6 protein-coding genes are annotated in these 13,688 nt (G+C 40.6%); 1 reads left to right on the top strand and 5 read right to left on the bottom strand.

Annotated elements, in window-relative coordinates; translation table 11 throughout:
- Positions 1–9 precede the first annotated feature (9 nt).
- The 3 genes from BCY91_RS15565 to BCY91_RS15555 form a co-directional block, all read right to left on the bottom strand.
- Positions 10–3,192 (bottom strand): SusC/RagA family TonB-linked outer membrane protein, encoded by a 3,183-nt coding sequence (locus tag BCY91_RS15565; protein WP_245989187.1) that lies wholly within the window; start codon positions 3,190–3,192, stop codon positions 10–12.
- 509 nt (positions 3,193–3,701) lie between these two features.
- On the bottom strand, positions 3,702–7,751 hold the full coding sequence (locus tag BCY91_RS15560; protein ID WP_182995410.1) for a hybrid sensor histidine kinase/response regulator transcription factor: 4,050 nt from the start codon (positions 7,749–7,751) through the stop codon (positions 3,702–3,704).
- 185 nt (positions 7,752–7,936) lie between these two features.
- Positions 7,937–9,661, bottom strand: a complete 1,725-nt coding sequence (locus BCY91_RS15555) for a glycoside hydrolase family 43 protein (protein ID WP_120182952.1) — start codon at positions 9,659–9,661, stop codon at positions 7,937–7,939.
- Positions 9,662–9,879: 218 nt separating this feature from the next.
- Here BCY91_RS15555 and BCY91_RS15550 point away from each other — a divergent pair, with 218 nt between their 5' ends.
- The gene (locus BCY91_RS15550; protein WP_120182951.1) at positions 9,880–10,971 is read left to right on the top strand and encodes an endo-1,4-beta-xylanase; all 1,092 of its coding nucleotides are present in this window, start codon (positions 9,880–9,882) and stop codon (positions 10,969–10,971) included.
- A 185-nt stretch (positions 10,972–11,156) separates the two neighbouring features.
- Here the strand turns inward: BCY91_RS15550 and BCY91_RS15545 are convergent, their stop codons facing one another.
- The gene (locus BCY91_RS15545) at positions 11,157–11,837 is read right to left on the bottom strand and encodes a hypothetical protein (protein WP_120182950.1); all 681 of its coding nucleotides are present in this window, start codon (positions 11,835–11,837) and stop codon (positions 11,157–11,159) included.
- 491 nt (positions 11,838–12,328) lie between these two features.
- On the bottom strand, positions 12,329–13,681 hold the full coding sequence (locus tag BCY91_RS15540; RefSeq protein ID WP_182995409.1) for a family 43 glycosylhydrolase: 1,353 nt from the start codon (positions 13,679–13,681) through the stop codon (positions 12,329–12,331).
- Between the last annotated feature and the right edge of the window lie 7 nt (positions 13,682–13,688).

Here is a 13,688-nt window from a genome sequence, read left to right as displayed (position 1 = left end):
AAAATTTATTTAGAAAATAATGTTAGTACCTAAGTTAAAGCGTTTAACAGTAGGATAAGCACCTTGAGATGCCCAACCTGTTCCTGCAAAATTCGATTCTCTATCGTCAGGCATTTTAGTCCAAACAGCAAGGTTGTTTCCGTTCACAAAAAGTCGTAGGCTTTCAATGCCAATCTTCTTTACAAAACTATTTTCTTTACGGAAAGTGTAGGCTATCTCGGCGTTCTTTAAACGAATATAAGATCCGTCATACATAGATCTGTTTGCATCATTATAGCTACTAGGTGTAGAAAGCCAACGAGGCAAAGGGGTATCTGGGTTAGTGTTGTCTTTAGACCAGAAAGAACCTTGATCGTAAACCAAATGGTTTTGGCCAGACAAGCTGTTGAATACCACTTGTCTAGTAACATTATTTACCCCATATACTTGTACAAACGCTGTAAATCCTTTCCAATCGATCCCAACTGTAGCGTTAAATGTATGTTGAGGCACCGAAGGAAATGCAAACGGGATATTATCTTTTGAATCGATGATACCATCGGCATTATAATCAAGTAGATTATAATTACCAGGCAACTTCTGTAAATCACCATTATCAGTAACTGTACTAGCATACAACTGATCCCAGGTATTGTAGAAACCAGCGCTTACATAAGAGTAAGTTTGACCGATTTGCTTGCCTGCTCGTTTCTGGTATTCCGGAAGCAAGGTTGGATCATCTGCGTTAAGCACTTTATCTTTTGAATTGGTGTAATTGATATTTCCCCATAGCCTGGCGTTGCTAGTTACGTTTTTATCAAAAGCTAATTCTAACTCGTAACCTTTATTTTCTACACTACCTATGTTAGCAGTTGGTGCTTGCGCTCCAAAATAAGATGGGATAGCTCGCCTGTCACCTGTCAATAAAATATCTCTTCGCTGATCTTTAAAGAAATCAATTTTACCAGACAAGACGCCTCGGAAGAAACTAAAATCAACACCTAAATTAGCCTTCTTTACTTTTTCCCACTTAATGTCAGGGTTACCTAAAGTATTCTCTTTATACCAAGTATAAGGGCTCAATTCAGAATCTACGCCTGTAACGCCCATTTTAGACTGGCCACCGTAAGCCCACTGTGTTAAATAAAGCCAGCGTCCGCCCCCACTATCGTCGCCAATTTCACCGTAAGATGCTCTTATTTTTAACATCTCTAGGAAGGTTAGAGACTTCATAAATTTCTCTTCGGATAACATCCAACCGATACCTCCAGAAGAAAAGAAAGCAAATCGATTCTCCGGAGCAAACTTAGCGGAACCGTTATAAGAGCCGTTATACTCTACCATATATTTATGGTTGAAATTATAAGTGGTTCTAAAAACCCAGTCTTCACGATTATTTGGAATTTGGCTTCCTGTAGCAAATTGGTTACGGTTAAACAGGCCCATTACTGTAAAGTTGTGTTTTTCTGCAATAGTTTTGGTGTAATTTAACTGCGCTTGGTAAAACAGACGGCGATAGGTTGACCAATTCTGTACAGAACCGCTGGCAGTAGCCCAGTTGATACTATTTTGATAGTCAAAACGGTTTGTACCGTCATAAGCTTCCCGGTAGGTAGTAGCTCCTGTCTCTGGATCTATCCATTTAGCTTGAAAACCGTTATACAAATCATTTATCCCACGGCCGCCTTCTACAAAAGTATTATCAAGTGCAATTGTCCCCTTAAACTTTAATCCGTTAAGTAAAACTTTCAAATCCTGATCTAAAGCAAAGTCCGTAGTGATACGGTTTGTAGTGGTATAATCTATCCCGCTAAACGCAAGGTTTGATGCAGAATTTAAACCTTTTTGAACGTTAGGTGCAAAATAACCCCATGTTCCGTCAGAATACTTCGGAATAAAAACATCCGGAGCAGTAGAATATGCAGAAATCCAATAGTTATAATCACCACTATTTGCGCCCCAAGGCATCTTTTTAACACCTCTTGACCCAGAAACATTTGCAGCAAGTGAAGTAGTTTTAGACAGCTTAAAATCAAGATTACTTCTCATATTTAAGCGGTTGAACCCATAACCTGGTTGGTATCCACGGCCATTTTCAAAGGTTCTAAACAAATCTCCTTCGTTCAAGTAATCTGCACTTGCAAAGTATTTTACTTTCTCTGTACCTCCAGAAATATTAAGATTGGCATTTTGTGAGGTTGCATAGTCTTTAAACAAATAACTATCCCAATCCACGTTAGGATATCTTTCAGATTCCGCTAAGTCTGCCGGAAAACGATATTTATCGATGATAGCTTGCGGAAGGTAATCAGCCCAACTTTCTGGTCTAAGCGCAAGCTCATATTCAATTACCTGATTTTTAACTCGCAAGGCATCGTAAGAATCCATTTTGCCTGGTAATCTAGACGGCACTTTAAAAGCATTGTTAACAGTAGCTCGAATAGAAGCCTGACCTTCTTTACCGCGTTTAGTTGTAATTAAGATTACCCCGTTTGCACCTCGCACACCGAATACTGCTGTTGCAGAGGCGTCTTTTAAAATAGAAATAGACTCCACAGACCCGATATCTACGCTGGTCATCGGTCGTTCAACTCCATCTACTAATATTAATGGTGCTGTGTTATTCCAGGTACTACGGCCACGAATAAAAATTTGCGGATCCTCCTCTCCTGGCATACCTGTACTGGCGGTAGTTACCACGCCAGGAACGTTACCCGTTAACGCTGCTCCAATACTAGACACACCACCCGCACGTTCCAAGACTTTGCCCGAAGTTTGTGCTATAGCCGCCACCACACTCTCTCTTTTTTGTGTACCGTATCCAACAACTACAACTTCATTTAATTGGCCTACGTCGTCTTTAAGCACAACGGATAAATTGGTTTTACCGGTAACATCTATTTCTTGCCGCACCATACCAACAAAATAAAATACTAAGGTTGCGCTGTTAGAAGGCACTTGTATGCTAAACTTACCGTCAACACCGGTTTGCGTGCCCCCACTTTGTCCCTTAATAGTAATGTTGACTCCCATCAAGGGGATGCGTTTCTCATCATACACGGTTCCGCTCACCGTTTTGCTTTGTTGCGCATACGCCGACTTCACAAAAACTGGACTGAGCGCTATAAAGAATATGGCGATCGCCAAACAGTTCCTCCAATGAAGTGACCGTGGCAACCCAAATAAACATAACGTAATGTTTTTTTTCATCATAAATACCTATAAAATGTTCATGTCAATTATATACTTGGTTTGTTTTTTGGAATTTAAAAGAGGATCTAGATCTGAGTGATAAATCCTATCTAAAAGTTTGTGCCTACACAAATGAGCATACTTTTTTTTCTTCATATTAATTGGGTTTTATAGTTTGATAAATTGGTTTGCGGGCACTATGTTGCCCAAGGCTTTTTTTAACTGGTCATCTCATTTAATTTGGTTTTGGTTATAACTATGCCGTGATGCTTGGAAAATCACGAACATTGTTAACCAAATGTAAGCGCTAAGGGTTTTGGCCGATAGCACTGATGTTTAAATATGTGCGCTGATTGTTTAAAAGTGCCCTGAACATAGCTAGAAAAGCTATTTTAGTCCAAAAAATTCAACATTTTTTATAGCAGGACGCTTTTTTAACAAAGCTATTTTTAAAAAAGACATCCGATTGCCTATACTACAATAAAACCCCAATCGGTAATGGCGCAATGGATTGCAAAAACTCCGATAAGTTAGGCTTGCGCCTGATTTCTGTGCGCAGCAGCATACTCTGAGGGGAGCATATTGTATTTCAGTTTAAAGGCCCTGGCAAAGTAATTAGGTGCCGCAAAACCCACCTCGTAACTGATTTGCGAAACGTTAAGTTCGCTTTTTTCTAACATCACAGCTGCTTTGGCCAATTTTATGGACCTGATGTAGTTTACCGGACTTTCGCCTGTTAGCTCCAGTATTTTGGAATATAAAGAGCCACGGCTCATACCTACATGTTTGCTAAGATCTTCTACAGAAAGCCGAGAGTTGGTTAGGTTGCTTTCTATATACAGCAAAACCTTATTCAGTAGCTTTTCATTTTCCGACTCAAATGCCATCTGAGGTGCATCAACATTTATGCGCTTACTGTAGGTTAGCTTCAGCCGTTGATTCAAAAGCAGCAGGTTCCGGATCTTCGCATTTAAAATCTCCAGGTTAAATGGTTTAGACATGTAATCATCGGCACCTTTGTTAAGCCCTTCTAAGTGGTCTTCCTCTTCATTTAAGGCGGTTAATAAAAGCGTAGGTATATGTTGGGTTCTTTTATCCGTTTTGATTTTCTCGCAAAGCTGTGTTCCCGTAAGGTGAGGCATATTTATATCGCTGATGACTAAAGCAGGATGCGATGAAAGAATTTTTTTCCACCCGTCTTCACCGTCAACGGCGGTTACCACATTATAATTGTTGCGTAGGTTGAACGATAAATAGTCTCTGAAATCTGCATTATCTTCTACAACCACAATTAGAGGCTTGTTTTCGTCTGCGGTTTTCGGCAAATCGTTTTCCTGCGCGGCAAACTCGGGACTAAAATTGGCGTTTTCGATTTCTTCCGTAGTGGTACTCAGTTGCTCAAAAGGCAGTAAAACACTAAACTCGGTACCCTTGCCCGGGATACTTGATACTTCAATATTTCCTTGGTGTAGCTGTACAAATTCTTTGGCGATGGAGAGGCCTATGCCGGTTCCTTGGTTGAGTACAGAGGCATGTGTATCATCGGTAAAAAACCTGTCGAATACTTTATCTATGGTAGCCTCATCCATACCCACACCGTCATCGGCTACGGTAACAATTACACCAGAAAGATTATGGGATGCGCGTATCTCGAGCAGAACCGACCCATTTGCTGCCGTAAACTTGAAGGCATTTGATAAAATATTGAAAAAAACGCGCTCCAGTTTTTCTTGATCAAATTGGGCGAAATAATTTTTGAGTTCGGATTTGAACTGGAAAGTCACGTGCCTTCTATCCGCCAAATCGCTAAAAGAATCGGCCACGTCTTTCATAAAAGCTACAAAATCTGCCTTAGTTAAATTCAGCTTCTGCTCTTTTAGTTTAATATTCCGGAAATCTAGGAGCTGATTTACCAAATTGAGTAAACGGCGCGCATTTCTGCGTACCATTTTAAGCTGATTATGCTTGTCTGATACGGTCTCTATCTGCAACAAGCGCTCTATAGGCCCAATAATTAATGAAATTGGTGTGCGGAACTCATGGCTTATATTGGTCAAAAATTTAATCTTTATCTGATCAAACTCGTGTTTACGTTCTGCCTCCCGCCTTTCTTCGGCAATTAACCGCTGTGCATTGAGGCGTTCTTGTTCAATTGCGAATTTGGTTTTCAGTTTTTGGATGCCGAAATAACGGATGACGTATAAAATGCCCAGGATAAACAGCAAGTAAATAAAATAGGCATAATAGCTTAGCCAAAATGGTGGAGATACGTGGATGTTTATCTTGATTTCTTTGGAGGCCCAGGCGCCCGAATCGCTAATTGATTTTACTTTTAAAACGTAATCTCCGGGGTCTAAATTGGTGTAAACCGCGTTTCCGATGTTGCCACCTGCAACCCATTCTTTATCAAATTTTTCTAGCTTATATAAATACCGGTTTTCTTGCGGAGACGTGTAATTTAAGGCTACAAAACTTAAAGAGAAATTTTGCTTGTAATCTAGATAAATATCTTTTGCTATGGAAATATCCTGATGTATAGGCCCATCTTTAGACGGTTCTACGGTTTGGCCTCCTATTTTTAAATCAGTAAAAACTACGGAGGGCACGTTTTTGTTTACATATAATAGCTCTGGATTAAAAAAATTTATACCGTCTGTTCCGCCGAAAAAAATTGTTCCCTTTTCTGTTTTTAATCCCGCACCCATAACAAAGGGGCTACGCTGAATGCCATTGTCATAGTAGTAGTTTTTGATTTTTTTTGTCTCGGGGTCAAAACTACTGATCCCTTTATTGGTGGTGCACCATATTTTGCCCAATTTATCTTGTAAAATCTTATAAATCACCCCGTTTGCAAAGCCCTGCTGTTCGTTATAATTGGCTAGGGTATTGTTCTCGGGATTAAAAACTAACAAACCATTGCCCAAGGTGCCTATATAAATAACGCCGTTTTGCGCGCAAAAAATATTGGTAACGTTGTCGTTCTTAAAGTTTCGGCTAGATAGGTCTGGCTTCTCAAAAACTCCTTTTACATGGTTATACACCACCACCCCCGAGCCGTTTGTACCCACCCAAATATTTCCATTGCTATCTTCGGCTATGGTACGTACAAAACCGTTGATATCTACAAACTGTTTCCCCGGGAGATTTCTGTTATAGGTTGTTACTTTTTTTGTGTTTAAATTGTAACAGTCAATACCCTGCCCGTTGGTGCCAATCCATACATTACCCCGGCTGTCTGCTTTGAGGCAAAAAATATTATTATCACTTAAATCGCCATCATTTGATCCTTTTTTTAACTGTTTTACGGTATTGTTGTCCGGATTCAGAATATAGATGCCATACAGATAGGTTCCAATCCAAATTTCACCGCCTACCCTTTCCATTGCCAATATCGACAGCTTATTTTTTTCGGCTTCGCTCCTGATTTTTACGGAACGGAAAGTGCCTGCTTTTACATCAAATAAACTTAAGCCTCCACCATCTGTCCCGATATAAACTTGGTCTTTATTTTTTTGCACAAATGAGGTTACTACCGGGGTACTTAATCCAAAAGGATCATTTTCATCGCTTTGGATCCAATTAAAGAAAGCTAGGTTTCTATCATATTTATTTACACCGCTACGGAATGTAGCCACCCAATAAAGCCCCTCCTTGTCGATAAATATTTGTTTAACCGCTTTGCCCTTTAGGCCGTAAGCGTTTCTATTGGTTCTTTTGATTTGTGTAACTTCTTTTGTGGCAGCATTAATAATATCTAAACCTTCTTCTGTACCTACCCACAAATCGCCGTTTTTATCACCTGCTATGGTGTAAATTAAATTGCTGCTTAAATTTTTGTTGGAACTCCCGGCGTTAAACCGATAGACTATTTCTCCATTTGCATCCATCGCAAACAGACCTTGGTTGGTGCCAATCCATAAGATACCTTTTTGATCCTCGAAAACTGCCGAAACTAAAACTTCTGAACCAGCGTTTTTTTGATGTAAGGGTAAAACAGTAACAATTTTTCCGATGCTGGGCTTATACTCATATAAACCCGTGGAAGAGAACAGCCATATCCTATTCCTAGAGTCGATAAAGAGGCCACCGAGGGGCTTTGTCAGAATTCGCCTGCTTAATTCATCCGAAATTTTTAAGGGTACAAGTTGTTTAGTTTGAGGATTTAAAGTGGAGAGACCATCGTAGGCGGCCACCCAAATTAAGCCCTTGCTGTCGCTTGCTACCGACGTAATTCCGCTTTTGGCGCTAGAGGGGTAAGCTATAAAAGAATTTGTGGCTCTATCGTAAGAAACTAGCCCCAACCCGGTAACCACCCAAATAAGCCCTCTTTTATCTTCGTAAATAGAAATGACATCATTAGACATGATACTTTGAACATCCTTGCTATTGTGCCTATAGGTAGTAAAAACTTGGCCGTCGTAACGGTTTAAGCCATCATCGGTAGCAAACCACATGTAACCATAGCTGTCCTTTAATATCCCGGTTACGGTGTTAGAAGACAAACCATCACGTGTACTTAGGTTTACGAAATGCAGTTTCTGATCTTGCGCATTTGTGCCCAAAGCGCTTGTGCACAGCAAAAAGAATATAAGAAGTATCCTCGTTTTTTTAAATAGCATCCCTGAAAAAAGCTTTACGCGTTTGCCCTAAAGGTAAACAGAACTTTAAAACTTAAACAATGATTTATAAGCATTAAGTACCAATTGTGATGTATTTCCCTCATCCAAACACATTGGCCCTATTAAAGCCGACAAGCACCAAAAAATTAAAAATCAATAGCACTACCAGATGAGGCATATAGCCCAACCAGCGCACCGGTAAATCCGCCCGCAACGTTTGTTGATAAGATGTCTCCGGAAACAATGCCACCCATGGTTTGGTAACTGGTTCCGTTTTGCGCATAACTAAATTGATAATTGTCGCCATCCGCAGCAACTTGCAACGTAATTGGGCTACCGGCCGTAATTTCTTTCGACTCAAGAACTTTAGAGATGCCTTTCTCGGTGCGCACCAACAGCAAATAGGTTTTGTTCTCCTTTTTCGTAATGCCGAAAATGTAGTTAAAACTTTCACTTTGCAAACAAGTTATTCCAGCAAAATCTTTACTTGTTAGCGGGTTAAACTTTAGCGTAACCTTTGCCGAAAAAGCATTGTGTTGCTGCCTATGAAGTAATGCAGAAACGGGTTTAGCATCTTTAATATTGGTACCAAAAGCTTTTATCTCCAAGCCATTCTTTGTAGGCCTAGCAAAGGCTTCTCTAGGACCGCGCAAGGCCACCCAACGGTCGTCCAATTTCGCACTTTTAAAATTATCATTAAATGTAAAGTTGCCGTTAGGCATAAAACCGTCTTTTCCGGTTTTATTCTCTACACCGGCAGGCGTTTTCAGCTTTACTTCTAAAGGGATTAAACCGTTTTCAAACACGGGGAATTTCCCGCTCCAATCAACGGGTAAAATAAACGTTTCCCTGCCTATATTTACCCTGTTTTCTTCGTTAGGCCTAATTCCTAAAAATACGCCATAGTGTTTACCGTCTGGCCCTTCTACCAAATCGGCATGGCCTGCCCAATCCACTTTATTCTTGCGTTGAGCCGGCAAATGGCGCTGACTTAAAATTGGGTTATTGTTTGCCGGGATGTAGGGTCCTTTAACATCTTCGCTCACAAAAATCACTTCGCTGTGGTTATCGCCTGTTCCGCCCTCGGCACACATCAGGTAATACAGGCCATTTCTCTTATAAATATGTGGTGCCTCAATCCAAATCGGCTTTTTTGAGATGTCAACACCGCCGTTCACAATTATTTTATCGCTGCCTGCTATAACCTGGTCCTTCTGCACATCATATTCCCAAATTTTAATTACCCTGTGTCCGTTATACAGCTCTTTTCCGGCATCTGGCGCATCATTGTGCACTACATAGGCCTTTCCGTTATCGTCAAAGAACAGCGAGGGGTCAATTCCGCCAAAGTTAAGTTTGTAGGGCTCGCTCCATCCTTTTTCCGGATCGGTTGTTTTAACCACAATGTTTCCCATGCCGCCCGCAATTTGCGTGGTTATCATGTAAAACATATCGTTTTGTTTATTATATGCAATCGCCGGCGCATAAACCCCGGCGCTGATGCCCGAGTTTTCTACTTTTAACTGAGAAGGCCTGTCTAAAACATGCCCAATCTGTTTCCAGTTCACTAAATCATTGGATTTGAAGATGGGCACTCCCGGAAACATCGCAAAAGACGAACACACCAGGTAGTAATCGTTATTTTTTCTGACGATGCTGGGATCGGGATAACATCCTTGCAGAATAGGACTATAAAATTCATCGGCTTTTAGCGGATGCTCGTTGTAAACGGCATCATTCCCTTGATACACGAAGTTGCTAAAAACAGGATCAGATTTTTTTTGTGCGAAGATAGGTGCGCAGCTAAAAAAAATAAGAAGCAACAGGGATATGCTAAACAAAGTTGGTGTTCCGATACTTTGCTTACGCATTTTACAGGTTTGGTTTGTAATCACTACTAAAAAGAGTTAAGGTTTATAAGTGTAGCGAATTTAGCTTATAGATAGCAAGGCATAGGCAGGAGATGTTCAGAATGATAGCACAATTGTTCGAAATTGGTTCTTTTTTGAACAACTCGTTTCATTTTGCGGCGAATAGTGAATATAAACAAGCTTCACCTCGGTTATTTTTGTGACTTAGATTTTAAAATATGAACGGACTTAAATTTTTGGCGCCTGTTTGCCGTAACCTCGTGCTGGCGCTTACCATTTTAGTAAGTGCATTTTCCGCGGCTTTTGCGCAAAAAGGCTTAAAGGATTACTATAAAGGATATTTTAAAATGGGTGTTGCGGTAACCCCCAGAGATTTGAAAGATGAAAAAACCGTTCAGCTGATTAAACAAAACTACAATAGCATCACGGCAGAAAATGCGATGAAGATGGTATCTGTACATCCTGAAGAAAACCGCTATTTCTGGCGCGATGCAGATGCCATTGTAGATTTCGCCGAAAAAAACAAGATAGCGGTAAGGGGACACACCTTGTGCTGGCATACCCAGGCACCGCAATGGATGTTTAAAGATTCATTGGGAAATGAGGTGAGCAAAGACCTGTTGCTAAAAAGACTTAAAGACCATATTTATACAGTAGCGGGCCGCTACAAAGGAAAAATATATGCTTGGGACGTGGTTAACGAGGTAATTGCCGATGACAGCTTGTTTTTACGCAAAAGCAAATGGAGCCAGATTACCGGTGAAGATTTTATTGTTAAAGCGTTTGAATACGCTCACGAAGCGGATCCAAAAGCACTTTTATTTTACAATGATTATAACACTGAAATTCCGGCAAAGCGGGATAAGATCTATAAACTGGTGAAATCACTTAAAGACCGGGGCGTTCCTATCCACGGGGTGGGCCTGCAAGGCCATTGGTCCATTAACAACCCCAGCAGAGAAGAACTTGAAAAATCAATACAAATGTTCTCCTCACTAGGTTTGCAGGTACATATAACAGAACTCGACGTTTCCGTTTACGCCGGAAGGCAAGGCGGACAAATTGGACGCAACCAAGGTGGTGCAGCAACCTCCCCATTTACGCCCGAGATGGAAGAAAAGCAAATTGAAAAATATAAAATGATTTTTGATGTGCTGAGAAAGTATAAAAAAGAAGTTTCCAGCGTAACGTTCTGGAACGTGTCTGACCGCTATACTTGGTTAGATATGCGTGGCAGAAAAAACTATCCATTGTTATTTGACACCAACTTGGAACCAAAAAAAGTTTATTGGGAAGTGGTTAAATTTTAGAAAACCACGGCGTTTTAGAAAGGAGCACCGGCTATTGAGACGGTTCTCTTTTCATCGCGAAGCAAAACGTTGCTAAACCGCTGATAAATTGTAGATTATCCTGAAAGAAAATACAAAGATGCCTCATTGACCTGATGAAAATTTTGGCGGTAGCAGAGTGAAGCTATCGGCTTACCAGAGTGTCTTTAAGATATTTTTCCGCCACGGATAAATTGCATGGCTTTGATCGTGTAATTGTTGTTCGGCTTTCCTTTTTCGGCACCCTCTATCTTTAGCACCAACAGGTAGTGTTTGGCCTCTTGGGGAACCGGAAAATGGAACAATAGCGGCGCCAGGGCCTCTTTTAAGAAAACAGGATCCGAGATACAGCCCTCGTCGTGCGCCTCCATTTTCTCAAAATCTGGAAATATCGCCAACATGCTAATACGGTAGCTATCTACAAAACTCCTTTTAAAATCTGGATGTCTGTTAAGGTGAATGGTTACAGCTAGCCCAAGCGGACCTGTTTGGCATTGGCAGCTGATATAAGCCCGGAAACGGCTTAGCGGATACAAATTCCATATATCCATTCCGTCAAAGTTTTCGGTGTGGAAGGCTTTTTCTTCTTTAGCCTGTCTTTTAAACTCTTTGACCAGCTTTTGCCAAATAAGACCTCCCATAAAATTATATCTAAAGGGATCTAGACGGCTTTTTATCAAAAGGGCCACTTTATTGGCTTCTTGCATATCCAAAGCACTTTTTTGCAAGCTGGCGTTTAAACTTGCAGGAGTTTTACTCCCTCTTTTTGCCCGCCAGTGTTCGCCATAAGTACGGCTATTTACATAAACGGAATCTTTGCTTATAGGGGTTTGTTTATCTTTTGGCATCAACAGAAATTTTGCTAAATTGCTCTAAACTAAGCCTAAAATAAAAAATCACCTTTAAAATTCATAGCAATTAAGCGAGCTTATAGGGAGCTTATAGCGTGTTTATAGCGACCTTATAGGGATTATTCTTTTACATTCATCCATAGTTGGCCCGTGCATCATTAGGTAACGGAAGCCAAAAACAGCTGCTTTTCCGAAGAAGTCTTGAAGAAGCTATGAATCAGGGTTATGGAAAAGGGGGCGAAAAATAGTAATTGATTTTGCGTTTTTTTACGGATATCCCTAGGCTAATTTGAGGAAGTTTTTAAAGTGCTTATCAAAAAAAAGAAAGAGAACCCGCGCCGTGGGATTGGGGGATTCTCTTTACAACCAATTATATAACGATATCCGAGGGGGATAAATCAGCTTCAAATATAAGTGAGCCTATAAATTTCAAACGTCACTTTTTCTCAATTAAATAGCATTAATGTTCAATTTGGAAAATTAGAATGTTACTCAAACCTTATCCAATCCACATCTACCGCATTTGCCCCTATCGCTTTCACTGTTATATGATGTATTCCGCTGGCATTAACAGCAACAGGCACCTTAATGGTTTGGAAAGCACCGGATGTGGCAGGTATTTTAATGACTATAGGCCTAGTACCTTTATTCAGCAGTATCTGTAAATCGCTGGCTTTTGAAGCGGATACACGTGCGACCACGTTTTTAAAGTTCCCGCTCCCAAAATCAACGCTGTTGTACTTTACCCAAGCGTTTGGTTTGCTAAGCACTGTTTTCCAGCCATTAAACTTATCTGCGGTATCTAAAAAAGCTACCGAAGCGCCAGATTCGCTAATTTGGCTATAACGGTCGATCTGTATTTTGTCTGTGGCTTTTGTGAGCCCAACTCCGCGCAAGGTAGGTATCACTTTTTGTATGGTTCCATCAGCGTTAAAAAACAGGCTATCTATCCTCGCCGAACGGGCTTTATCAAAAGCTGGAGAAAAATCATTGGCATGGTAAAACAAATACCACTGATTTTTAAATGGCAGAATAGAATGATGGTTTGTCCAACATCCGGGCGTTTCGTCCATAATTACACCCTTAAACTTAAACGGCCCAAGCGGATTATCCGAGATAGCGTATTCGAGCCTTTCTGTTTTATTTTCTACGTGTGGATAGGTTAGGTAGTAAATCCCTCCTCTTTCAAACAAATAAGGTCCTTCTTTTAAACCTTTAGTGGGTAAATCTTGCAAAATAACCGGGTCCGAAGCAAGCTCTAGCATGTTTTCGTTCAATTTTGCGCCGTATATGTTTCCTGCGGACCAATATAAATAGGCTTGGCCGTCATTATCAATAAAAACATTCGGGTCAATACCGTTCACGTTTTTTATAGGCAAAGCCTCGGGTATATAAGGCCCTTCTGGCCTATCTGCCACAGCTACACCAATCTTAAATCCTCTGCCTAATGTGCTGTCTTTTGGTGTGGACGGAAAGTAGAAATAATATTTGCCATTACGCTCGATACAATCGGGTGCCCACATGCTATAACTATCGGGTTTTACCCAAGGCACCTTGTTTTGGGTTACAATTACGCCGTGGTCTTCCCAATCTGTTAAATTGCTAGAGGAAAACACATGGTAATCTTCCATACAAAACCAGTCTATACGTCCTCTTTCTTTGTTGGCTAAAATATCATGAGACGGAAAAAGGTACACCTTATCGCCAAAAACGCGGGCAGATGGATCTGCCGTAAACTGGTTATGGATGATGGGGTTTTGAGCTAAAGCTTGCGATGTTATGCCTGCCATAAACAAGGCTACCGCTAAACTTTTAATGTTTTTAAACTTTAGAAATTCCATTTTGTAT

The sequence above is a fragment of the Pelobium manganitolerans genome (genome assembly GCF_003609575.1).
In the GTDB taxonomy this organism is placed as follows: Bacteria; Bacteroidota; Bacteroidia; order Sphingobacteriales; family Sphingobacteriaceae; genus Pseudopedobacter; species Pseudopedobacter manganitolerans.
The sequence above is the reverse complement of the archived record's forward strand: the minus strand, read 5'-3'. Positions and strand labels throughout refer to the sequence as shown.